24 protein-coding genes and 1 pseudogene are annotated in these 21571 nt (G+C 75.0%); 12 read left to right on the top strand and 13 right to left on the bottom strand.

All coding sequences use genetic code 11. The features are described from left to right. Positions 1 to 13: 13 nt before the first annotated feature. Positions 14 to 520, bottom strand: a complete 507-nt coding sequence (locus ACPPVO_RS45730; protein ID WP_426504951.1) for a DUF1269 domain-containing protein — start codon at positions 518 to 520, stop codon at positions 14 to 16. Positions 521 to 675: 155 nt separating this feature from the next. Between ACPPVO_RS45730 and ACPPVO_RS45735 the strand changes: the two genes are divergently transcribed. Genes ACPPVO_RS45735 through ACPPVO_RS45750 form a run of 4 tightly spaced genes read left to right on the top strand, consistent with a single transcriptional unit; the run spans position 676 to position 4418 of the window. After that, complete coding sequence (locus ACPPVO_RS45735) at positions 676 to 1482, top strand: alpha/beta fold hydrolase (RefSeq protein ID WP_426504953.1); 807 nt, start codon at positions 676 to 678, stop codon at positions 1480 to 1482. A gap of 3 nt (positions 1483 to 1485) precedes the next feature. Continuing rightward, positions 1486 to 3912 carry a SpoIIE family protein phosphatase gene (locus ACPPVO_RS45740; RefSeq protein ID WP_426504955.1) on the top strand — a complete coding sequence of 809 codons (2427 nt, stop codon included), beginning with the start codon at positions 1486 to 1488 and terminating at the stop codon, positions 3910 to 3912. 1 nt (position 3913) lies between these two features. Further along, positions 3914 to 4261, top strand: coding sequence for an STAS domain-containing protein (locus ACPPVO_RS45745; protein WP_426504956.1), 348 nt, complete (start codon positions 3914 to 3916; stop codon positions 4259 to 4261). A 34-nt stretch (positions 4262 to 4295) separates the two neighbouring features. Further along, a complete protein-coding gene (locus tag ACPPVO_RS45750) occupies positions 4296 to 4418 on the top strand; it encodes a hypothetical protein (protein WP_426504958.1) in 123 nt (40 codons plus the stop codon). Here ACPPVO_RS45750 and ACPPVO_RS45755 read toward each other — a convergent pair. The 7 genes from ACPPVO_RS45755 to ACPPVO_RS45785 all read right to left on the bottom strand — a co-directional run bounded on the left by ACPPVO_RS45755 (position 4406) and on the right by ACPPVO_RS45785 (position 10744). Beyond that, positions 4406 to 5029: an ABC-2 transporter permease gene (locus ACPPVO_RS45755; protein WP_426504960.1), complete on the bottom strand. Its 624-nt coding sequence runs from the start codon at positions 5027 to 5029 to the stop codon at positions 4406 to 4408. The genes ACPPVO_RS45750 and ACPPVO_RS45755 overlap by 13 nt on opposite strands. Beyond that, positions 5026 to 5901 (bottom strand): ABC transporter ATP-binding protein, encoded by an 876-nt coding sequence (locus tag ACPPVO_RS45760; protein WP_426504962.1) that lies wholly within the window; start codon positions 5899 to 5901, stop codon positions 5026 to 5028. The genes ACPPVO_RS45755 and ACPPVO_RS45760 overlap by 4 nt, the downstream gene beginning before the upstream one ends. Then, positions 5898 to 6275 carry a GntR family transcriptional regulator gene (locus tag ACPPVO_RS45765; protein WP_426504964.1) on the bottom strand — a complete coding sequence of 126 codons (378 nt, stop codon included), beginning with the start codon at positions 6273 to 6275 and terminating at the stop codon, positions 5898 to 5900. Before ACPPVO_RS45765 ends, ACPPVO_RS45760 begins: the two co-directional genes overlap by 4 nt. 80 nt (positions 6276 to 6355) lie before the next feature. After that, positions 6356 to 8239, bottom strand: coding sequence for an Hsp70 family protein (locus ACPPVO_RS45770; RefSeq protein ID WP_426504966.1), 1884 nt, complete (start codon positions 8237 to 8239; stop codon positions 6356 to 6358). A 90-nt stretch (positions 8240 to 8329) separates the two neighbouring features. Further along, positions 8330 to 9154 carry an SMP-30/gluconolactonase/LRE family protein gene (locus ACPPVO_RS45775; protein ID WP_426504968.1) on the bottom strand — a complete coding sequence of 275 codons (825 nt, stop codon included), beginning with the start codon at positions 9152 to 9154 and terminating at the stop codon, positions 8330 to 8332. 181 nt (positions 9155 to 9335) lie between these two features. Beyond that, positions 9336 to 9632, bottom strand: coding sequence for a MoaD/ThiS family protein (locus tag ACPPVO_RS45780; protein WP_426504970.1), 297 nt, complete (start codon positions 9630 to 9632; stop codon positions 9336 to 9338). Next, entirely contained in the window at positions 9629 to 10744 is a 1116-nt protein-coding gene (locus ACPPVO_RS45785) for a WD40/YVTN/BNR-like repeat-containing protein (RefSeq protein WP_426504972.1), read from the bottom strand. The genes ACPPVO_RS45780 and ACPPVO_RS45785 overlap by 4 nt, the downstream gene beginning before the upstream one ends. Positions 10745 to 10816: 72 nt before the next feature. Between ACPPVO_RS45785 and ACPPVO_RS45790 the strand changes: the two genes are divergently transcribed. After that, the gene (locus tag ACPPVO_RS45790; RefSeq protein ID WP_426504974.1) at positions 10817 to 11356 is read left to right on the top strand and encodes a DUF488 family protein; all 540 of its coding nucleotides are present in this window, start codon (positions 10817 to 10819) and stop codon (positions 11354 to 11356) included. On the opposite strand, the pseudogene ACPPVO_RS45795 reads toward ACPPVO_RS45790, so the two are convergent. Both ACPPVO_RS45795 and ACPPVO_RS45800 read right to left on the bottom strand, forming a co-directional pair. After that, positions 11342 to 11745 (bottom strand): annotated as a pseudogene (locus ACPPVO_RS45795) (MFS transporter); the annotation flags it as partial. The gene ACPPVO_RS45790 and the pseudogene ACPPVO_RS45795 sit on opposite strands and share 15 nt — an antisense overlap. Before the next feature lie 447 nt (positions 11746 to 12192). Further along, a complete protein-coding gene (locus ACPPVO_RS45800) occupies positions 12193 to 12384 on the bottom strand; it encodes a hypothetical protein (protein WP_426504975.1) in 192 nt (63 codons plus the stop codon). Between the two features lie 81 nt (positions 12385 to 12465). Between ACPPVO_RS45800 and ACPPVO_RS45805 the strand changes: the two genes are divergently transcribed. From ACPPVO_RS45805 to ACPPVO_RS45820, 4 genes are read left to right on the top strand one after another with little or no spacing between them, the layout of a single operon-like run. After that, positions 12466 to 13062: a class I SAM-dependent methyltransferase gene (locus tag ACPPVO_RS45805; RefSeq protein ID WP_426504977.1), complete on the top strand. Its 597-nt coding sequence runs from the start codon at positions 12466 to 12468 to the stop codon at positions 13060 to 13062. A gap of 60 nt (positions 13063 to 13122) precedes the next feature. Beyond that, a complete protein-coding gene (locus ACPPVO_RS45810) occupies positions 13123 to 14070 on the top strand; it encodes a hypothetical protein (protein WP_426504979.1) in 948 nt (315 codons plus the stop codon). Next, entirely contained in the window at positions 14067 to 15758 is a 1692-nt protein-coding gene (locus ACPPVO_RS45815; RefSeq protein WP_426504981.1) for a M16 family metallopeptidase, read from the top strand. The genes ACPPVO_RS45810 and ACPPVO_RS45815 overlap by 4 nt, the downstream gene beginning before the upstream one ends. Positions 15759 to 15778: 20 nt before the next feature. Continuing rightward, on the top strand, positions 15779 to 16858 hold the full coding sequence (locus tag ACPPVO_RS45820) for a DUF6183 family protein (RefSeq protein ID WP_426504982.1): 1080 nt from the start codon (positions 15779 to 15781) through the stop codon (positions 16856 to 16858). A 251-nt stretch (positions 16859 to 17109) separates the two neighbouring features. On the opposite strand, the gene ACPPVO_RS45825 is transcribed toward ACPPVO_RS45820, so the two are convergent. Then, the gene (locus tag ACPPVO_RS45825) at positions 17110 to 18441 is read right to left on the bottom strand and encodes a cation:proton antiporter (RefSeq protein ID WP_426504983.1); all 1332 of its coding nucleotides are present in this window, start codon (positions 18439 to 18441) and stop codon (positions 17110 to 17112) included. Between the two features lie 145 nt (positions 18442 to 18586). On the opposite strand from ACPPVO_RS45825, the gene ACPPVO_RS45830 reads away from it, so the two are divergent. Then, entirely contained in the window at positions 18587 to 18748 is a 162-nt protein-coding gene (locus ACPPVO_RS45830) for a hypothetical protein (protein WP_426504985.1), read from the top strand. After that, on the top strand, positions 18745 to 19758 hold the full coding sequence (locus ACPPVO_RS45835; protein ID WP_426504987.1) for a zinc-binding dehydrogenase: 1014 nt from the start codon (positions 18745 to 18747) through the stop codon (positions 19756 to 19758). The genes ACPPVO_RS45830 and ACPPVO_RS45835 overlap by 4 nt, the downstream gene beginning before the upstream one ends. Before the next feature lie 173 nt (positions 19759 to 19931). On the opposite strand, the gene ACPPVO_RS45840 is transcribed toward ACPPVO_RS45835, so the two are convergent. After that, positions 19932 to 20660: a SanA/YdcF family protein gene (locus ACPPVO_RS45840; protein WP_426504989.1), complete on the bottom strand. Its 729-nt coding sequence runs from the start codon at positions 20658 to 20660 to the stop codon at positions 19932 to 19934. Positions 20661 to 20767: 107 nt separating this feature from the next. On the opposite strand from ACPPVO_RS45840, the gene ACPPVO_RS45845 reads away from it, so the two are divergent. Further along, on the top strand, positions 20768 to 20920 hold the full coding sequence (locus ACPPVO_RS45845; RefSeq protein ID WP_426504990.1) for a hypothetical protein: 153 nt from the start codon (positions 20768 to 20770) through the stop codon (positions 20918 to 20920). 3 nt (positions 20921 to 20923) lie between these two features. Here ACPPVO_RS45845 and bluB read toward each other — a convergent pair whose 3' ends face one another. After that, positions 20924 to 21544, bottom strand: coding sequence for a 5,6-dimethylbenzimidazole synthase (gene bluB, locus ACPPVO_RS45850; RefSeq protein WP_426504992.1), 621 nt, complete (start codon positions 21542 to 21544; stop codon positions 20924 to 20926). Between the last annotated feature and the right edge of the window lie 27 nt (positions 21545 to 21571).

A 21571-nucleotide genomic window follows, 5' to 3' on the forward strand; every position in this document is an offset into this window, starting at 1 on the left:
GCCCGCCGAACGGTCAGACCCGCGCCAGGCGGGCCGCCTCGAGCGCGTCGCGGAGACGCTGCTCGGCCTCGCTGCTGAGCGAGCTGTGCAGGAGGCGGCCGCCGAGGTGGTACGGCTCCATCTCCGCCACGACCTTGTCGACGGTGATCTGGTCGACGAGCAGGAACAGGGCCGCGTTACCGGGCTCGAGCGCCGAGCCGACGTCCTTCATGAACTTGTCGTCCACCCCGGTGTCGGTGAACTTGCCGGCGACGCCGCCCGCGGCCGCGCCGACCGCCATGCCGATGAACGGGGCGAAGAACAGCAGGCCGATGAGGCCGCCCCACAGCGCCCCGCCGGCCGCCCCGACGCCGGCCATGCTCGTCGACTGGTGCAGCTTGACCTTGCCGTCACGGCCGGCCTCGACCACCGCGGCGTCGCGCACGGTGATCAGCCCCTGGCGCTGCAGCTCGATGATCCTTTCACGGGCCGAGTTCGCGGTGGCCAGATCGGGATAGCCGATCGCCACGAGTTCACTCATGGTGCCTCCTCCTAGTTGACCGTCCTTGCCCTGCAACGGTCTTCGAGCCGCGGCCCGGCCGCCTCGCCCGGCGGAGATGACCGCCGCCCCGATCGCGGGCAATAGCCCTCTGACCCCTTGTTCGCGCACGGCGGGCGCTAGTAACGTCACTGGCCGTGAGCGCAGTGCTGCGTAACAACGTGAGGCTCCTCGGCCCCGAGAACGCCGCCGCCCCGGCGATCGTGTTCGCACACGGCTTCGGCTGCGACCAGAACATGTGGCGGTTCGTCGCGCCCCGCTTCGCCGGCCAACACCGCGTCGTGCTCTTCGACCACGTCGGCGCCGGCGGCTCCGACCTGAAGGCCTTCGACCCGCAGCGCTACTCCACCCTCGGCGGCTACGCCGACGATCTGCTGGAGCTCCTCCACGAGCTCGACCTGCACGGGGTCGTGTTCGTCGGGCACTCGGTCGCCGCGATGATGGGCCTGCTGGCCGCGAACGCCGAGCCGGACCGGTTCTCCGGGCTCGTGCTCGTCGGGCCTTCCCCGCGGTACATCGACGACGAGGGCTACTACGGGGGCTTCAGCGCGAACGAGATCGACGAGCTGCTCGAGAGCCTCGACAGCAACTATCTCGGCTGGTCCTCGGCGATGGCCCCGGTCATCATGGGCAACGCCGACCGCCCGGAGCTCGGCGAGGAGCTGACGAACAGCTTCTGCCGCACCGATCCGGCCATCGCGCGGCAGTTCGCCGAGGTGACCTTCCGCTCCGACAACCGCGCGGACCTGGGCAAGGTGAGCGTGCCGACGCTGATCCTGCAGTGCTCCGAGGACGTCATCGCGCCGCGTGAGGTGGGCGCGTACTGCAACGCCAACATCCCCGGCAGCACGCTGGTCGTGCTCGACGCGACCGGCCACTGCCCGAACCTCAGCGCGCCCGAGGAGACCTTCGCCGCGATCAGCGGTTTCCTCCGGACGGGCTGAGGCGTGGCGGAGCCGCTGCCCGAGGAGAACGCCGAGGACCTCTACGACAGCGCGCCGTGCGGGTACCTCACGCTGCTGCCCGACGGCACCATCGTGCGCGCGAACCGCACGTTCCTGCAGTGGACCGGCTACCGCCGCGAGCAACTGGCCGGCCGGCGCGTGCACGAGTTCTACGCGCCCGGCAGCCGCATCTGGCACGAGACGCACCTGGCGCCGCTGCTGCACATGCAGGGCGAGGTCCGCGAGGCGGCGGCGGAGTTCCGCAAGGCCGACGGCACGAAGCTCGACGCATTCGTGAACGCGGCCCTGCGCGCGGGCCCGGCCGGCAGCCAGGCGCTCGTGCGGATGACGGTGTTCGACGCGAAGGAGCGCCGCATGTACGAGCGGCAACTGCTCGAGGAGCGCCGCAGCGCCGAGCGCAACGCCACGCGGATCCGGCTGCTGCAGAAGATGGTGGTGCGCTGCGCCGCGGTCGAGCGCGCCGAGGAGATCGTCGAGCCGATCGTGCAGGTCGGCGAGGAGGCGTTCGCGGCGACCGCGACCCGGGTGTGGCTCATCGACCCGGCGCAGGCGGCGCTGCGCCCGCTCGGCGACGCCGAGGATCTGCTGTCGCTCGACGACCAGGCCCCGGAGGCGCGCGCGGCGGCGCTGCTCGACGTCGTCCGGTACGCCGAGGACGACGGCGGCCTGCGCCTGGTCACTCCCCTGCTCGCCGACCAGCGGGTGCTCGGGGTGGTGTCGTTCGTGTTCGCGCCCGAGCCCACGCGCCCGCGCACGTTCGGCGAGGACGAGATCGAGCTGATGCGCACCATCGGCCGCCAGGCCGGGCAGGCGCTGGAGCGCATCCGGCTGCTGCAGGAGACGACGCGGCGGGCGTGGCAGTCGGGCTTCCTGGCCCGGCTCAGCCGCGACCTCGACGAGACGGTCGGGTTCGCCGGCCGCGCGACGCGGCTCGTGGAGCTGCTCGTGCCCGACGTCGCCGCCTACGCCCAGATCGACCTCGACGCCGCCGGCGACCCGGCCGGGGAGCCGGCCTGGCGGGCGGCCGCGCCCCGGCGGCCGGGCGGCGGCTGGACGATCCCGAACGACGTGCTCGCCTCGGTGCACGCGGCCGGGCGGGCCGGGACCCTGGCCGCGGTGCCGCTGATCGCGGCCGACGGCGACCGGGCCATGGTGCTGCCGCTGCGGGCCCGCAACGCGATACTCGGCACGCTGCTGCTCGCCGGGGGCGACGTGGCCGGGACGGGGCACGTCGGGCCGGAGTTCCTGGCCGACCTCGCCGACCGGGCCGGGCTGTCGCTGGACAACGCGCGCCTGGCCGAGCGGGACCGCGAGGTGGCGCACACCCTGCAGCGCAGCATGCTCAGCGGCGACTGGCCGGTCGACCCGCGCTACCACGTGGTGACCGCCTACCGGCCCGCGGTGCACACGCTCGAGGTGGGCGGGGACTGGTACGACGTCTTCGCCACCTCCGCCGAGAGCGTCGGGATCGTCGTCGGCGACGTGGTCGGCCGGGGCCTGCGCGCCGCGAGCGCGATGGGGCAGCTGCGCAGCGCCGTGCGCGCCCTCGCGACCGCCCACGACGGGCCGGCCGAGGTACTGCGGCACATGGACGACTTCGTCTCGCACTTCGCGGCCGGGCAGATGACCACGCTCGCGTACGCCGAGCTGGCGCTGGACAGCGGGGAGCTGCGGTACGCCTGCGCCGGGCACCCGCCGCCGCTGCTCGTGGAGCCGGGCGGGGTGCCGAGCTTCCTGTGGGAGGCGCGCTCCGGGCCGCTGGGCGCGACGGCCGCCGGGCGGGCGCGCAGCGAGGCGGTGCTGACCGTGCCGCGCGGGTCGCGCCTGGTGCTCTACACCGACGGCCTCGTCGAACGCCGCGGCGAGCGCTTCCACCACGGCCTGGACCGGCTCGCGGCCGCGGCCGCCGAGCACTGGCAGACCCCGCTGGGCTCGCTGGCGACCGAGCTCAGCGACGCCATGCTGCCGGGCGGCGGCGGCCACGACGACATGTGCCTGCTCGCGCTCGACTACGCCGACGCGCCGTCGTTCCGGGCCGAGGTACCGGCGCGCATGCACGCCCTCGCGGGCTTCCGCGCGGCCCTCGACGCGTGGCTCGCGGCCCAGGGCGTCGGCGAGTACGACCGCTTCGGCGTGGTCCTGGCCACCGCCGAGGCCGTGGCGAACTCGATCGAGCACGGGCACGGCCTCGACGAGACCCGCGGCGTGGCCGTCCTCGCGCAGGTCGACGGCGACACGATCGCCGTGCGGGTGAGCGACACCGGCCAGTGGCGCCCGCCGCGCGCGGCGCTGCAGCGGGGCCGGGGCCTGGCGCTGATCGGGCGCCTCATGGACGAGCTCGTGATCGACCGCGGTACCAGCGGCACCACGGTCCTGATGCGACGCCGCACCGGCGGCGAGAGGCGGTGACATGGACGGGGAGCGTCAGGTCCGGGTGTACTCCACGGGCGGCTGCGAGGTCGTCCAGCTGCTCGGCGACATCGACCACGCGACCGCCCCGCTCGTGGAGCGCGACGTGCTCATGAGCGTGCGCGCCGCCAGCGGCGTGGTCGTCGACCTCACCGAGACGACCTTCCTCGACAGCGCGGGGCTGCTGTGCCTGGACCGCGTGGTGACCGCGTTCGGCGACCGGGGCGCCCCGGTGCGCGTGGCCGCGCCGCCCGACGGGATGGTGCGCTTCACCCTCGACCTGATCGGCTTCCTGCCGGAACTGCTGTCCGAGGACGTCGACACGGCCCTGGCCGCGATAACCGAATGACCAGGGGCGCGCCGGCGGTTTCCCGGCGACCATCATGAATGCGCTCTGGCTCGCGGCCCGGCACCGGCTGTGGCCGGCCTGGCCCGCGCTGCTCGGCGCGTTCGTCGCGGCCGGCGGGGCCGGCGCGCTGTGCTGGTACACCATTCACAGAATCTGAAGCGTGCGCCGGTCGAGGATCACGGCCACCACGGCCGAGCCGGCGATGAGGGCGGCTCCCAGCGGCCAGAGCATCGGCACCCAGTCGACAAGCGCCGCGACGGACAGGTTCAGCTTGATGACGGCCATCATGACCAGCGCGAGGGGCAGCACCGTGCCCAGCACGCTGACGCGGGTGTACCCGAACCGGATGAACAGCGGGAACTGGACCGCCACGTTCACCGCGAACATCCCCCAGGACACCGCCAGCACCGCGCCGAGCGTGTGCGCGCCGAACGGCTTGGACTCGGCCCGCGCGAGGACCAGGGTCAGCGCCGTGCCCAGCGCGCCCGTGATCAGGAAGGCGCCCAGCGCCCAGACGTAGTGCCCGTAGACCACCGCGCGGCGGCGCAGCGGCAGCACCGCGTACAGCGTCTCCAGGCCCGCCTTGTCGGCGATGCTGAACGGATAGGCGACGACCGACGGGGCGACCAGCAGCACGAGGGCCGGCAGCACCACCGTCGGCCGCGTGGAGAGCAGCACGGTCACGATGAAGAGCAGGAGCAGACCCTGGCGGCGGTACGGCGCGACCGTACGCAGATCCAGCAGCGCGACGCGCGCGACGGCGCTCATACGAGGCTCCGGCGGGCGGCGGGGGTACCGATGTGGATGGCGATCTCCTCGAGAGTCGGCGGTTCGACGAGGACGTGCCCGTCGAGCAGGCCGGCCTCGTCGGCGCGCACGAGCGCCTGCACGCCGGCCGCGGTGCGCCGCGCGCCGATCAGCTCGACGCCGAGGCAGGAGTCGAGGTCGTCCGGGCCGCCCCGCACGATGCGGTACTCGTCCAGGAGCGCGTCCTTGGTACCGCTCGACACGATGCGCCCGTCATGGATGATCGTCACGTAGTCGCCGATGCGGTCCAGGTCGGTCGTGATGTGCGTGGAGAACAGCACGCTGTGCCGCTCGTCGACCATGAAGTCCCCGATGATGCCGACGAGCTCGTCGCGGGCGACGGGGTCCAGCCCGCTGGTCGGCTCGTCGAACACGAGGAGCCGCGCCTGGTGCGAGAGGGCCACGGCGATCATGAGTTTCATCGCCATGCCGCGCGAGAGATCCTTGACCCGGGCCCGCAGATCGAGGCCGAAGCTGTCGAGCAGCTCGCGGTACCGACGGCTCTCCCAGCGGTCGTAGAACGGCCGCAGGGTCCGCTCGACCTCGCTGAGGCGCCAGTCGCCGACGAGGTAGGTGTGGTCGAGCACCACGCCGATGTCCTGGCGCAGGGCGACCGGCCCCGGCACCCGCCGGCCGAGCAGCTCGGCCTCGCCGGCCTCGAACCGCCGCAGCCCGAGCAGGCACCGGATCGCTGTCGTCTTGCCGGCCCCGTTGGCCCCGATCAGTCCCATGACGAAGCCGGTGGGCAGCTCGAAGCTCACGTCGCGCAGCGCGAAGCGCCCGGTCACGGCGGTGCCGACGCCGCGCAGCGCGAACGCCAGGTCCCCGCTCACAGCCGGACCCCCTCGGCCGCGATGAGCCCGTCGAGGATCCGCACGATCTCGTCGCGCTCGAGCCCGGCGCGCCGCGACGCTTCCAGCGCGGCCTGGAGCCCGTCCTCGACCTGCCGCAGGAGCTGCTCGCGCACGAGGGCCGAGTCCAGCGGCAGGACGTACACGCCCTTGCCGGGCACGGTGGCGATGAACCCGTCGGCGGCCAGCTCGGCGTAGGCCCGGGTGGTCGTGATGATGCTGATGCGCAGGTCGCGCGCGAGGGCCCGCACGGACGGCAGCGCCTCGCCCTCGCCGAGCTCGCCCGCGAGGATGGCGGTGCCGACCTGCTCCTTGATCTGCTGGTACAGCGGGACGCCCGCACTGTTCGACAACACAACCCGCACGCTGACATCGCCCCTTCCGTACCGACTGTACATATGCACTATATACAGTCGGTACGGTGGCGCCGCAAGCCTCAGTCGTCGGCGGCCGTGAACGACGACAGGACCGTGTCGAGGCTGGAGCGCAGGCCGTCCCAGGCGATCGTCGCGGTCATCCAGATGACGGCGTATGCGTGATGGGGCCCGGTCACGAAGTTCCGGTAACGCACGTGGAACCGGGCCCCACCCAGGTCGCAGGTGTACTCCCAGTCGGCCGCCGGAGCCGCCGGCCGCGTGCCGTTGCGATGCGGCGGGCTGTACTCCACGCGGTTGATGCCGATCTCCTGGTACCCGCCGCCGTCGAACCCGTCCGCGCACCGCATGTTCCTGGCCTTCACCTTGTCCAGGAAGTCCGTGTACGGGTCCGCCTTCGGCGTCGTCGTCTGGTCCACGATCAGGAACATGGTGCGCGACGGCTCGGCGAACAGCAGCCGCGTCCCCGTCTGCGTGACGCTCAGGTTGCCGGGCACCGCGACCTCGAAGCCGCTCGGGTCGTCGTGCAACCGCCAGCCGGCCGGAAGGCCGCCGGCCGCCGATGCCGGCGCACGCACGAGCGACGCGGCCGCCGACGCCGCCGGGGATGCGGGCGCCGACGCGGCCGGGGATGCGGGCGCCGACGCGGCCGGGGATGCGGCCCCGTTGGCCGCCCGCGAGCCCGACCCCGCGGCCAGGGTCTTCCAGGACACCACCGACACGATGGCGACCGCGAGCGCGGTCACCACGGCGACCGCCGCCCACCACGCGCGGCCGGAGCCCTCGGCAACGGTATCCGGCAGCGGTACCGGCGCGGGCGGCATCGGCGGGGCCGGCAACGGTGCGCTGGGCTGAACCACGGACGGGCGGGCGTGCAGGGCGCCCTCCGCGACCACGAGCTCGGGCTGGTCGATGACCGTCGGGGCGATCCCGAGCGCGCGGTGCAGCAGCGTGGCGGCGAGCGGGATGCGCGACGACCCGCCGACGAGGAAGACGCGGGCGACCTGCTCCGGTGGTACCGCCGCGCGCTGCAGAACCGCCCGCGTGAGCGCCACGGTGCGGGCCAGGACCGGCCCGGCCACGGCCTCGAACTCCTCGCGGGTCACGTGCACCGGGCCGCCGGCCACCGGCAGGTCCAGCGTGGCGGTGCTGTGCCGGGACAGCTGCTCCTTCGCCGCCTTCGCGTCGTGCCACAGCATCCGGCGGGCGCGGTGGTCGGCCTCGGTCTCGGGCCAGTCGAGCCGCCGCCAGCCCGCGGCCGTCGCACCGCCGGGGGCTTCGGCGGTCGCGGTGCGCAGGTGGGCCAGGAGCGCCGCGTCCAGGTCGAGGCCGCCCGCGTCCGGCAGGCCGTCGGCGGCCAGGACGTTGAAGCCCGTCGCGGTGCGGCAGACCACGCTCACGTCGAACGTGCCGGCGCCGAGGTCGTACACGACGATCGCGCGGCCGGGCGGGATCGGGTCGCCGAGGACCGACACGAAGTACGCGGTGGCGGCGACCGGCTCGGGCACGAAGCGCACCGCGGGCAGCCCGGCCCGCGCGGCCGCCGCGGCGAGGACGGCGAGGCGCGGCCCGCCCCAGGTCGCCGGGTGGGTCAGCACCGTCTCCCCGACGGCGCCGCCCGCGACGCGGCGCGCCTCCCCCGCGACCCGGGCGAGCACGGCCGCGATGAGCTCGACGACGGGGCGGTCGCGTTCGCCGAGCCAGACGGTACCGTCGTCGATGCGCCGCTTCGGGTTGCCCTCGAAGGCCGCCGGGTTCCCGGCCGCGGCCCGCACCGCGTCGACGCCCACGAGCGGCTCCGCCTCGCCGGCCGCGAAGACCGCCGACGGTACGAGCGGCGAACCGTCCACGACGAGCGCCCGGATGCGCCCGTCGGGCCCGGCCAGCGCCGCGACCGTGTTCGACGTGCCGAAGTCGATGCCGAGGCGGATACGCGCGGCGTCCATCCCGTGACTGTAGGAAGCGCCCGGCGCGGACGGTAAGCGCGGCGCGGACGGTTCCCGCGGCCGAACGGCCGAGCCGCTCCGGCTACGCGCTCAGGGCCGGCCCACACCCGGCGTGTCGACCTCCACGGCGAGGACCCGCCCGCTGCCCGGCGTCACCATCTCGGCCGCGGTCATGCCGTTCCACTGCGCGGCCGTGATGAACAGGGTCGTGCCGCCGAGCGCGCACGCGAACGCGCCCCGGTCCAGCTCGATCGTCCGGAGCACCGGGCCGCCCTCGGCGACGCGGGCGCAGAGCCGGTGGGGCACGTCGGCGTACCAGACCGCGCCGTCCGCGTCGAGGCAGATGCCGTCGGGTACGCCGTCGCCGAGGTCGGCCCAGACGCGGCGGTTGGACAGGTCTCCGTCCGCCGCGATGTCGAAGGCGACCAGCTGGTGCCGGTAGGAGTCGGCGACGATCAGCGTGGTGTCGTCGGGGGTGACCGCCATGCCGTTGGGGAAGGCGATGTCGTCGGCGACCTGGCGTACCGGGCCGCCGGGCGGGGCCAGGAAGACCGTGCCCGGCCGCGCCTCCTCGCCGCTCATCGGGTTGAAGTCGGCGCGGTTGACGTACACGTTGCCCCGGCCGTCGGCCGCGATGTCGTTCCAGCCCTTCAGGCCCAGGTCGGCGTGCGGGACGAGGTCGCCGCCGGGCTCGCGGCGCAGCAGGCGGCCGTTCGGGGAGTCCACGACGATCAGCCGGTCGCCGGGCAGCCACACGGTGCACAACGGCAGCGACGGCACCCGCGCGACGACCTCACTCGCGCCGTCCGTCGCGACCGCGTGCACCTCGCCGGCGGTCCAGTCGGAGAAGTACAGCCGGTCGTCGTGCCACCGCGGCGCCTCGACGAGTCCGAGGCCGTCCATCAACACGCGCATCGCGTTCCACCTTTCGTCCGCATCCTGCCCTCTGTACGAACGACGGTGCACCCGAATCGACAATCAGGGCAGGGTCTTGACGATCGCCTCCGCGACCTGGACCGAGATCGCGCAGTGCTCGGGCGCCGGACCGGTACCTCCGTTACGCCGATGATCGGGGGCCCGAACAGCGAGGTCGACGTCAGCCGCCCGCCATCGCGCCGATGATCAGCAGGGGCTCGCGGCCGGCCGTGACCGGCTCCGGCAGTACCGAATCCGGAGGCTCGTTGGAAAGGTCCTCCTCGCAGGCGTAGAAGCGGACGAACGCGCGGCGGGTGCCGGTCGCGCGGTCGCGGATCGTGCCGCGCAGGACCGGGTAGCGCTCCTCCAGCGCGTCGAGCACGCCCGCCAGCGTCGGCGCGCCGGGCACGTCCAGCTCCAGCTCGTGGGCGGCCTTCGCGAGGCCGCGCAGGTGCGGGGGCAGCACGACCCGGATCACGGCAGCGCCTGCACCTCGACCGAGAGCACGGCCGGCAGGTCGCGCACGATGGGCGCCCAGGTGTCACCGGCGTCGGCAGAGCGGTACACCTGCCCGCCCGTCGTGCCGAAATAGATCCCGCACTCGTCGAGCGTGTCGACGGCCATGGCGTCGCGCAGCACGTTGACGTAGCAGTCGGTCTGGGGCAGGCCCGCGGTGAGCGGTTCCCACTCGTCGCCGCCGCTGCGGGAGCGGTACACGCGCAGGCGCCCGTCCGGCACGTAGTGCTCGGAGTCGCTCTTGATCGGCACCACGTAGACGGTCTCGGGCTCGTGCGCGTGCACGGCGATCGGGAAGCCGAAGTCGCTGGGCAGGTTGCCGCTGATCTCGCGCCACGACCCGCCGCCGTCGTCGGTGCGCATGACGTCCCAGTGCTTCTGCATGTACAGCACGTCGGGGCGGGACGGGTGCATGGCGAGCCGGTGCACGCAGTGCCCGACCTCGGCGTCGGGGTCGGGGATCTGGCCGGAGACGAGCCCGCGGTTGATCGGCCGCCAGCTCTGCCCGGCGTCGTCGGAGCGGAACGCGCCCGCGGCCGAGATCGCGACGTAGATCCGGTCGCGGTGCACCGGGTCGAGGATGATCGTGTGCAGGCACAGCCCCCCGGCGCCCGGCTGCCAGCCCGGCCCCGACTCGTGCGTGCGCAGCGCCGGGAGCTCCTGCCACTCGCGGCCGCCGTCGACCGAGTGGTACAGCGCGGCGTCCTCGCCCCCGGCGTAGACGGTGTCGGGGTCGTCGGGCGACGGCTCGAGGTGCCAGATGCGCTTGAACTCCCAGGGCCGGGGCGTGCCGTCGTACCACAGGTGCTCGCCGACGTTCCCGGCGTAGCCGAAGTCGTTGCCGACCGGCTCCCACGTGCGGCCGCCGTCATCGGAGCGCTGGATCAGCTGCCCGAACCAGCCGCCGGACGGCGCGGCGTAGAGCCGGTCGGGGTCGGCGGGCGAGGCGTTGACGTGGTAGACCTCCCAGCCGCCGAAGTGCGGCCCGTCGACCTTCCAGTCGTTGCGCCGGCCATCGGCGCTGAGGATGAACGCACCCTTGCGTGTGCCGACGAGAACCCGGACTCCGGTCACGGCGCCACCTCCATCTCGTTCGCATCCTGCCACGAACCGGGCCGGCGCGCCGGGAGTCCCATACTGGTACCCGTGAGTGTTCGGATCTGCACCGTCGGGCACGGGGCGCGCCCGATCGGGGAGCTCGTCGCGATCCTCGTCGAGGCGGGGGTCGGCACGCTCGTCGACGTGCGGCGGGAGCCCGGGTCGCGGCGGCATCCGCAGTTCGGGCGGGAGGCGCTCGCCGCCGCGGTGGAGAAGGCCGGGATTCGGTACACCTGGCAGGGCGACACCCTCGGCGGCCGGCGCCGGCGCCGGGCCGGGTCGCGGCACACGGCGGTGCCCGAGCCCGCGCTCGCGGCCTACGCCGACCACATGGACACGGCCGCGTTCCGCGCCGCGATCGACGAGCTGGTCGCCGCGCCCGGGCTGCTCGCCGTGATGTGCGCCGAGACGCGGTGGACGCAGTGTCACCGGATGCTCATCGCCGACGCGCTCGCGCTGCGCGGCGCGGCCGTCGAGCACCTGACCGGGCCGGGCGCGCGCGAGCCGCACCGGCTGAGCCCGGGCGTGCGCCGCGACGACGACGACCGGCCGGTGTACGACGCCCAGCCGACGCTACCGGGGCTCTGAGTGCGCGATCCGCGTGAGCGAGCCCCACAGCAGGATCACGAAGAGGGCCGAGCCCGCGAACGCGAACCAGAACGGCGCCGCGACCCCGTAGCGGTCCGCGAGCGCCCCGCCGACGGCCGAGCCGATCACCAGGCCGCCGAAGACGCACACGGTGTTGACGCTGTTCACGCGGCCCTGCAGGTGTGACGGTACCGCCCCCTGGCGCACGGTGATCGACGTCGTGCCCCAGATGAACACGTGCGCGCCGAAGATGAACATGATCGCGCCCGCCACCAGCGGCGAGCGGTCAGGGCCAGTGCGAGGTGGGTGAGCGTCTCGATGACCAGGCCCACGCGCATGATGTTGCCGAGGCTCACGTGCCGGGTCAGCCGGCCGTACAGCAGGTTGGTCGCCCAGACCGCCCCCACCAGCCAGCGGAAGGGCCGCCCCAGACGTGCGGGCAGCACCCGCTCCAGGCCGATCGTCACCACCGGAGGCAACGGACCGCTCCACGGGTGCCGCAAAGCCTTTCACGAGCAGCCAGATGCCCAGGGCCACCCCGAGTAGGCCGCCCGGGATCGACGCCGCGAGCCCGATCAGCAGGCCGTCGCGTCCACCGCGAGCCCGCCGAACAGCGGGTCGCTGAGGCCTGGGCGCCCGGCCGCCCCGAACCGGCCGGGCGCCCGCCCTCAGCAGGCCTGGATCGACCAGTTGGGTCGATCCTCCAATGGTCTTGAGAACCCGGAGTTGCCTTGCCGATCCGCGGATGGCGATGAATCTAGCGGCCCGCGCCGGCATGGACCCGCGCCGATGCCCGGGTTGAGAAAATCTTGAGACGGTAGGTTCGCGGTAGAAATTCAGTAGCGCACTGTGCCTTGCGGCGGTCGCACCTCCGCCGCCCTGCCGTCCACAGTGGATGGCCGCGAACGCCGCACGGCGACGCCGGCCGCGGCGAGCACCAGCCACAGCGGCACGAGCAGGAACAGCAGCGCCGGGCGCACCCGCCGGGCCGCGAGGCCGGCCGGCGGGGTCCGGAAGAAGGTGAGCACCGGGCCGGAGCCGCCTGGAGCTCTTTGCCGTTCCGGCAAAGAAATTCGTCGGGCGGGCGGCCGCGACCCCAGGCTGGGGGCATGGACGCACAGGAGTGGGAGGACCGGTACCGCGCGCAGGACCGGCTCTTCAGTGGCAACCCCAACGGGGTGCTCGTGACCGAGGTCGCCGCGCTCGCGCCGGGGCGGGCGCTCGACGTCGGCTGCGGCGAGGGCGGCGACGCGCTGTGGCTGGCCGGGCGGGGCTGGCGGGTCACCGCCGTCGACATCGCCCCGACGGCGCTCGCGCGCGGCGCCGCGGCCGACCCCGCGGGCCGGGTGACGTGGGCCCGGGCGGACGTGCGCACGCAACGGCCGGAGCCGGGCGCGTACGACCTTGTCTCGGTGCAGTACTTCCCGCTCCGGCGGGAGCCGGGCGACGCCGCGCTGCGCGGGCTGCTCGACGCCGTCGCGGCGGGCGGCCGGCTGCTCTACGTCGGCCACGACGTCACCGACGGGTCCGCTGCGGCGCCCTTCCGCCCCGAGGACTACTACCACCCGGCCGACGTCGCCGAGCGGCTCGGCGCCGGCTGGACCGTCGAGGCCGCCGGGACACGCCCGCGCACCGCCCCCGCGCCGCCCGGCACGCACCACCGCCACGACACGGTCCTGCTGGCCCGGCGCGACGTACCTTCGTAAAACGCCATAACCGGGACAGGGGAGCGACACGGAGGCGGGCGGCGCCGTACGATCCCGCGCGTGATCTTGCGACTGCTCCAGTGGTGGCCGGTGCGCACGGACGCCGCCGCCTGGCACCCCGACCTCGCCGGGCTGCGCCGCCTCGTGCGGGCCGGCGACTGGGCCGGCGTCGAGGCGTACTTCGACGGCCTCCCGCCCCGGGCCGACCGCTCCACCGCGGTCCTGTTCGTCGCCAACGAGCGCGGCGCCGAGCACTTCCTGCAGCGGGTCGTCGACGCCCAGCGCGACTCCTCGCTGGCCCGCACGCTGCTCGGGGCGCGGTTCATCGTGATCGGCTGGCAGGCGCGCACCGCGGCCTACGCCAAGAACGTCTCGGCGGCGCAGTGGAAGGTGTTCGGGGACTACCTCGGGCGGGCCGAGCGCGTGCTCGCCGACGCCGTCGCGATCGACCCGGCCAACTCGGCGGCGTGGACCGAGCGGATCACCACCGCGCGGGCGCTCTCGCTGGGCCCGGACGAGTCGCGGCGGAGGTACGAGCGGGCGGCCGAGCACTGCGACACGCCGTACCGCGCGCAGGTCCAGCTCCTGCAGAACCTGTGCCCGAAGTGGGGCGGCTCGTTCCCGGAGGTGCACGCCTTCGCCGAGCGGTGCCTGACCGGGGCCGAGCCGGGCTCGCTGAGCGGGGCGATCGCGGCGAACGCCCAGCTGGAGCAGGCGCTGCAGGAGAACTACGTCCGGGACATCCGGCAGTACCTCGCGCGCGCCGACGTCCGCCGGCGACTCGAGGCGGCGGCGGAGCGGACGGTACTGCATGCGGACTTCGCGCCCGGCCACGGCTGGGTCAACGCGCACTCGGCCTTCGCCGCCGCGTTCTCGCTCGGCGGGCACATCGCCGCGGCCCGCCCGCACCTGCAGGCGCTGGGCCCGTTCGTCGCCCCGTACGGCTGGGAGCAGGTCTCGGCGAAGTGGCCCGACCTGGTGCGGCAGGCCCGGCGGGACGCCCGGTGAGCGCGCCGGTCCGGCCGGCCGAGGTCGACGGCGTGCCGGTGCTGCTCGCGCCGTACGCCGGCCCGATGCGCGCCGGGCTGATGTTCCGGGTCGGGCGGGCCGACGAGACCGCGGCGACCGCCGGCGTCACGCACCTCGTGGAGCACCTGGCGCTGCACAACCAGGGCGGCCTCGAGCACGACACCAACGGCATGACCGGCCTGACGACGACCCAGTTCGTCACCCAGGGCCGCCCGGAGGCGGTCGCCGCCTTCCTGCACGCGGTCTGCGCCGGCCTGCGCGCCCTGCCCCTGGAGCGCCTCGACGTCGAGCGGCAGATCCTGCGGACCGAGGCCGAGCACCGCTCCGAGCCCATGGGCGTCGCCCTGGCCCTGTACCGCTACGGCGCCCGCGGCTACGGCCTCCCCGCGCTGCCGGAGTGGGGCACCCACCGGCTCACCGCGGACGACGTCGCCGAGTGGGCCCGGACCCGCTTCACCCGGGCGAACGCGGTCCTGTGGATCGCCGGCGGCGACCTCCCGCCCGGGCTGCGCCTCGACCTGCCCGCCGGCGAGCGCCACCCGCTGCCGCCCGAGACCTCGGCCCTGCCGGTGACCCCGGCCTGGTTCGCCCAGCCGATACCCGCGGTGGTGCTGGAGGCGCCGGCACCCCGCACCCGCGCCGCGGCCGCGTACGCGCGCCTGCTCGAGCGGGCCCTGTTCCGGGAGCTGCGCCAGGAGCGCGGCCTGTCCTACGTGGCCACCGCCGCGTACACCACCGACGGCCGCCCGCAGGCCCGCGTCACGGCGATGGCCGACGGCCGCCCGGAGCGCCTGCGCGAGGTCCGCGACGGCTTCCTGGCCGAGGTCCGCCGCCTCGCCACCGACGACGTGCCCCCGGAGGAGCTCGAGCACGTCCGCGAGCACGGGCTCGCGGCCCTGGACCGGCCCGACGCCGAGGCCCGCCTCCTGCCCCAGCGCGCCACGAGCCTGCTGTGCGGACAGTCCGGCGGCACCGCCGACGAGCTGCGCGCGGGGTTGCGCGCCCTCACCGCGGCCGACGTGCGCACGGTGGGGGCGGGGGTGCAGCGCTCGGCGCTGCTCATGACGCCCCGCCTCGGGCTGGGGCCGCCCGCGGGCTTCGAGCCGGCCCCGACGGGCTCGCGGTTCGCCGTCACCGGCGCGCGCCACCGCTCCCGCGCCGAGCCGGACACGGTGCTGGTGCTCGGCGCCGACGGGGTGAGCGTGGTGCGCCCGGAGGGCCCGAGCACGGTGCTGTACGACGAGTGCGTGGCCCTGCTGCGCTTCCCGGACGGCGGCCGCAACCTGCTCGGCCCCGACGGCGTCGGGGTGCCGATCGAGCCGGCGCTGTTCCGGCTCCCGGGCGACCTGCCGGCCCGCCTCGACGCCGCGGTCCCCGCGTCCGTGCACGTGGACCTGCCGGAGCGCGACGAGACTCCGCGCCCGCCCCGGACGGCGGGACCGCGCGCCCGGGCGCGTTCGGCGGCCCTCGCCGCGCGCGTGCGGTGGGACCGCTCGGCCCTGGCCCGCGGCGGCCTGCGGCGGGCCGGGACGCCCGCGGCGCTGCTGCTGGCCGGCACCGCGTCCGGGGTCCTCGCCGTCGCCCTGCACGCGCGGCCGCTCGCGTGGCTCGCCGCGGTGCCGTTCGCCGTCCTGCTGTACCGCCGCCGGATCCGCGGCCGCTGGTAGCCCTCGCTAGAGTCCCGGGCGTGGAGAACGATCCGGACGCCATCGCCGCCGGCATCGCCGGCCAGGAGAACGTCACCGAGCTGTGGCACCTCGCCGACCGGCGCGTGGCCGCCGGGGACGCCGCGTTCGTCGTCGACCTCGGAATCGCGCTGTGGCGGCGGTACGGCGGCGAGGATGTGCGGGCGCCGTGGCAGTACCGCAGCATCTTCGACCGTGTCGTGCGGCTGCTCGCCCTCTCCCCCGGCACGGTCGCCGACGCCGTGCGGCTCATGCACGCCGTGGGCGCCGGCCGGACGGTCCGGTTCGCGGCCGCCCTGCTCGCCTCCGGCCACGGCACCGCCGATGACCTGGGCGCGGCCCTGGGGGCCGGGGCGCCCGCCGAGCTGCGGGCGTGCCTGGTGCACGAGCTGGTGCTGCGCGGGGTCGCCGCGGACGTCGGGTGGGCCGGCGAGCCGTGGTGGCGCGAGCACCCGCTGGCCTGGCTGCCGGCCGCGCTGACCCCGCTGGAGGGGCGGCCGGAGGTGCCGCGCTACACCCTGAGCGGCCGCGGCGGGAGCATCCCGCACGAGGAGTCGACCGCGCTGGAGGAGGCCGGTCCGGCGGCGCCGGTCCGCGAGACGACGACCCCGGAGGCGGCCGCGGCGATCGGGGCGGCCGTGGACAACTGGGCGGGCGAGTCCAACGGCTCGGTGGCGGCGCACACCTACGCGCTCGGCGCCCCGCTGCGCCCCGGCGCGGTGGCCGCGACGCTGCGCTCCCTGGGCCTGGAGTGCCTGCAGGGGCTGGGCGGGGTCGGCTCGGGCACCGCCGGCAACGCGTGGGGGCAGCTGTTCGTGGCGGCCTCGTCCGGCGGGGCGTACAACGCGGGCGAGTACGGCGCCTACGGACGGCTCGCCGCCTGGCGCTCGATCGGCGCGCTGGCCGGTGCGCCGGCGGGGGCCACGGCGGCCGAGGTCGAGGCGGCGGCGAACGCGAGCGACTGGTACGGCTTCTCCGGCGCGAGCGGCTGGTTCCAGGGCGTCGCGTGGGACATCGGGCTGGCCACCGTCGCCCCCGGCGGGCGCCGGCTCGCGATCCTGGCCGCGACCGACACCGACTGACCGGCCCGCGAACGGTGCGAGCCGCGCCGGAACCGCGAACGCGGCAACCGGAGCCGGTTACCGTGAACGCATGCCACGCCCCACGCCGGAGTGCCTCGAGGTCGACGTCGCGCCGCTCGTCGAGATCGTCCGGTCCTGCGCCGCGCCGACGAGGCGATGTACGCCGCGAAGACGGGCGGCAAGGGCCGCTACGTGATCGACCGGGCCTGACGAGCCCGGCGATCAGGTGCCGATCAGGGGCATCCGCTCCCCTAGGCGCCGGACAGGGCCTGCTCGCGCTCGCGCTCCCGCTCGGTGACCTGCACCCGGGCCATCGCGCGGCGCAGGATCGGCGGCCCCATCACCGAGGTGATGACGGCGATGAGGACGATTACCGTGTACGTCGCGACGGACAGGACCCCGAGCCGCAGGCCGGTGGTGGCGACCACGATCTCGACCACGCCGCGCGAGTTCATCCCGGCCCCGAGCGCGATGGCCTCCCAGTGCGACAGCCGGCTGCTGCGCGCGCCGATGTAGGCGCCCGCGAACTTGCCGGCGATCGCGAGGAACAGCAGGACGACGCCCGCGACGAGCACCTTCGGGTCGGCCAGCGCCGTCAGGTCCACGCGCAGCCCGGCCGTGGCCAGGAAGACCGGCGCGAGCACCGACAGCACCACCGTCCGCAGCGGCGCCAAATCCGTCCACAGTGGACGTCCGGGTTTCGCGTCGAGCTCGCCCGGCTTCTCGTGGGTCTGCCCGATGAGGATGCCGGCCACGAAGGCGCCGAAGAGCGCCTCCATCCCCATCGACTGGGTGGCGGCCGCGCCGAGCAGGACGAGGATCACGGCGACGGTGACCCGCACCCCGCCCTCGGCCGAGCGCGCCGCGACCCGCATCACCCGGCGGACCAGCGGGCGGCCGATCAGCAGGGCGGCGGCGAGGAAGCCCAGGAGGTACAGCACCGACAGCGCCACCGATCCGGCGTGCACCCCGGTCGTGGCCGCGGCCGCGACGATCGAGAGCAGGAACCAGCCGATGGCGTCGTCGACCGACCCGGCGGCCAGGGTCAGCTGCCCGATGTCGCGGTGCAGCAGCCCCATGTCGGCGAGGGTCTTGGCGATGACCGGGATCGCCGTGACGCACATGGCCACGCCGAGGAACAGCGCGAACACCCACCGGTCGGTCCGGCCGCTCAGCAGCGCGGCCGGCACCAGGAACCCGGCGCCGATGCCGAGGGCCAGGGGCAGCAGCAGCCCGGACAGGCTGACCCGCACGCCGGTGAGGCCCCGGCGGCGGATCATCGCCGTGTCGAGCTGGGCGCCGGTGACCCCGACGAGCAGCAGCACGCCGATCTGGCCGACCGCGTCGACGAGGTGCAGCTGGCTGGCGTCGTCCGGGAAGAGCCACCGCAGCGCCCCGGGCGACCACGCGCCCAGCAGCGACGGGCCGAGGATCACACCGGTCAGCAGCTCGCCCACGAGGGCGGGCAGCCCGAGCCGCACCGCGAGCCGGCCGAGCGCGAGCGCGACCAGCAGCAGCAGCGAGATCTGCAGCAGGAAGACGAGCAGGACGTGTGGAGCGAGGCCGGGTAGTGGATTACTCACCTTTCATCCCCTTCGTGGTGATCGAGGTTCACCACTCCACGCTTCCAAGAGCCATCGATCCCCGTCCACTTCTGGCGCGCCGTGACGCCGCGGTCGTCGGGATGGCGCCGCCGACCTGAACCTCGCCGCCTGCTACGCCGGCCACGTGGTCGCGATGCGCGACGGCCGGATCGTGGCCCAGGGCGAACCGGCCGCCGTGTTCACGCCCGGGCTGCTGTCGTCCGTCTTCGGGCTCGAGGCGCTCGTGGTGCCGGACCCGGCGACGGGTACGCCGCTGGTCGTCCCGCTGCCTAGAGTGGCGGTGTGAATCTCACCGCGCGCTTGCACGCCGCCGGCGACGTCCGCCTGGCCGAGGAGCCCACGCCCGAGCCCGGCCCGGGCGAGAGCCTCGTCGAGGTGACCGCGGTCGGGCTGTGCGGGTCGGACCTGCACTGGTACGCCGAGGGCGGCATCGGCGACGCCCGCATCGCGCACCCGATCGTCGGCGGCCACGAGATGGCCGGGGTGGTCCGCGGCGGCGCGCTGGACGGCGTGCGGGTCGCGATCGACCCGGCGATCCCGTGCCACCGCTGCGACCTGTGCCGGGCCGGGCACCCCAACCTCTGCCGCGACATCGTCTTCGCCGGGCACGGTCTGCGCGACGGCGGACTGCAGCGGTGGCTCGTGTGGCCCACCGACCGCCTGTACCCGCTGCCCGAGGACCTCACCGAAGCCGACGGCGCCATGCTGGAGCCCCTGGGCGTGGCCGTGCACGCGGTCGACCTGGGCCACGTGCCCCTCGGCGCCGACGTCGCGATCCTGGGCTGCGGCCCGATCGGCCTGCTGCTGATCCAGGTGGCCCGGGCCGCCGGCGCCGCCCGGGTGCTCGCGACCGACCCGCTCCCGCACCGCCGCGCGGCCGCCCGGGCCTACGGCGCCGACACCGTGCTCGACGCCACCGCGTCCGCCGACGAGCTGGCCGCCTTCACCGGCGGCCGCGGCGCGGACGTGGCCTTCGAGATCGCCGGCACCGACGCCGCCATCGAGGCCGCCGTCACCGTCGTGCGCCCCGGCGGCCGGGTCGTGCTGGGCGGCATCCCGAGCACCGACACGTCGTCGTTCCCGGCCGCGGCCGCCCGGCGCAAGGGCCTGACGTTCGCGATGGTGCGGCGGATGAAGGAGGTGTACCCGCGGGCGCTCGCCCTGGTCGCCGCGGGCCGCGCGGACGTGCGCAACCTCGTGAGCCACCGCTACCCGCTGACCTCGGTCGCCGAGGCGTTCGTGGTCGCCAACGCCCGCCGGGGCCTGAAGGTGGTCGTCGAGCCGAGCGACCGCTAGGGGCTGTATCGAAGTGGGGTCGGAGCGAGGCGAGGCTCAGGCGTCGGCTGGGGCCGCGCCGGGCGCGCCCCGATCCCGGGGTTGTATCGGGGTGTGACCGGGGTGGTTCCAGGCGGCGTCTGAGTCCGCCGCAGCCCGGCCATCCACTTCGATACAGCCCCTAGGGCCCGCCGTCACGGCGTGTGGGCGGCGACCGCGTCGCGCAGGGACGAGTCCGGCGGCGACTGGACCGCGGGCGGGCGGCCGCGCACCGCGTCCGAGGCGGCCTTCCACGCGGCGGCGACGTCGCGGGCCTGGTTCTTCCAGATCGTGATCGTCCGGCAGCCGTCGCACCCGGACGGCACGCCCCAGGCGTCGATGCCGACGCGGCGGCAGAGCGTCACCGCACGGTACAGATGGATGTCCTGGCTCACCAGGAGCGCCCGGGTCACGCCGTAGACGTCGCGGGCGCGGCGGCAGGTGTCGTACGTGTCCAGGCCGTAGGGGTCGACGACGACGCGGGACGGCTCGACGCCGTGCCGGGCGAGGTAGTCGCCCATCACCCGGACCTCGTTGCCCGAGCCGCCGTGCGCGTCGCCGGAGATGAGCAGGGCCTTGACCTTGCCCGCGGCGACCAGGGCGGCGGCCTTGTCGAGCCGGTTGCGCAGGAACGTCATCGGGTCCTGGCCGCCGGGCGCGACCTGGGCGCCGAAGACGATTGCCACGTCGGCCGCCGGGGCCTGCTCGACCCCGACGAGGCGCCCGGCGGACGCCGCGCGGATCCACACCGTCGGGGCCAGGCCCACCACGACGAGCACGACGGCGAGGACCGCGAGGCGCCGCCGCCACCGCCGGCGGCGCGGGCGCACCGGTTTCGGCTCGTCCGGCTCGGTCACCTGTTCCGGCGTGGTCACGTTCGGCATGCGGGCAGCATGGCAGGGCCCGGCCGCGCGCGCCGTCCCGCCGGCCCTGTCGGGTTTCGGCGCCGGCGCCGACTTGCCCGGTATTGGGCGCGTCACGGGCGGCTACGGTGCCGCGCGGCGACACCGACATCTGCGTCATCGACGTCGACGGCACCGACCTGACCGACCTGACCGGCACCGCCGGCGTCGCCGAGCACACGCCGGTGTGGTCGCCGGACGGCGCGACGACGGACGAGGTCCCCGACTGGCGCCCGGTCTGAGCCCTACCAGCGGTCCTCGTGCCGGACCTGGTGCAGCGGGGAGCGCCGGCGCCAACCGTGGCGCTCCAGGTCGGGCACGTCGTGGCGCCGGCTCACCGGGCCCAGGCAGAGCCACGCCACGGGCCGTACGCCGGCCGGGATGCCGAGCAGGCCGCGCAGGAACTCCTCGCGGTAGAAGGAGACCCAGCCCAGGCCGAGGCCCTCGGCGGTGGCCGCGAGCCAGAGGTTCTGGATCGCCAGGCACACCGAGTACAGCCCGGCGTCGGCGATCGCGTGGCGGCCCAGCACCGCGGGGCCGCCGCGCTCCGCGTCGTAGGTGACCACGACCGAGAGCGTGGACTCCAGCACCCCGTCGATCTTGATGCGGGCGAACCGCGCGGCCGCCTCGGCGTCCAGGGTCGCGGCGAACACGTCGCGCTCACGGGACACGTGCGCGTGGAACGCCTCGCGCAGCGCGCGGTCGCGGACGACGATGAAGTCCCACGGCTGCGTCAGCCCGACGCTCGGCGCCGCGTGGGCGGCGGTCAGGATCCGGTCCAGCGTCTCGCCGGGCACCGGCGCGCCGGTGAACTCGGCGCGCACGTCGCGGCGGCGGTTGATGATGTCGTACAGGTCATGCGTCAAGGCAGGCTCCCGCTGCGCTCACACCCC

Origin of the sequence: Dactylosporangium sp. McL0621, assembly GCF_049995355.1 — a bacterium.
Taxonomy (GTDB): Bacteria; Actinomycetota; Actinomycetes; order Mycobacteriales; family Micromonosporaceae; genus Dactylosporangium.

What these genes read in the sequence shown, in the direction of transcription:
- ACPPVO_RS45770 (WP_426504966.1), bottom strand. Translation starts at nt 8,239, where the DNA reads ATGGACGCCGCGCGTATCCGCCTCGGCATCGACTTCGGCACGTCGAAC.
- ACPPVO_RS45840 (WP_426504989.1), bottom strand. Translation starts at nt 20,660, where the DNA reads ATGCCGAACGTGACCACGCCGGAACAGGTGACCGAGCCGGACGAGCCG.
- ACPPVO_RS45730 (WP_426504951.1), bottom strand. Translation starts at nt 520, where the DNA reads ATGAGTGAACTCGTGGCGATCGGCTATCCCGATCTGGCCACCGCGAAC.
- ACPPVO_RS45750 (WP_426504958.1), top strand. Translation starts at nt 4,296, where the DNA reads ATGAATGCGCTCTGGCTCGCGGCCCGGCACCGGCTGTGGCCGGCCTGG.
- ACPPVO_RS45805 (WP_426504977.1), top strand. Translation starts at nt 12,466, where the DNA reads ATGGACGCACAGGAGTGGGAGGACCGGTACCGCGCGCAGGACCGGCTC.
- ACPPVO_RS45745 (WP_426504956.1), top strand. Translation starts at nt 3,914, where the DNA reads ATGGACGGGGAGCGTCAGGTCCGGGTGTACTCCACGGGCGGCTGCGAG.
- ACPPVO_RS45755 (WP_426504960.1), bottom strand. Translation starts at nt 5,029, where the DNA reads ATGAGCGCCGTCGCGCGCGTCGCGCTGCTGGATCTGCGTACGGTCGCG.
- ACPPVO_RS45775 (WP_426504968.1), bottom strand. Translation starts at nt 9,154, where the DNA reads ATGCGCGTGTTGATGGACGGCCTCGGACTCGTCGAGGCGCCGCGGTGG.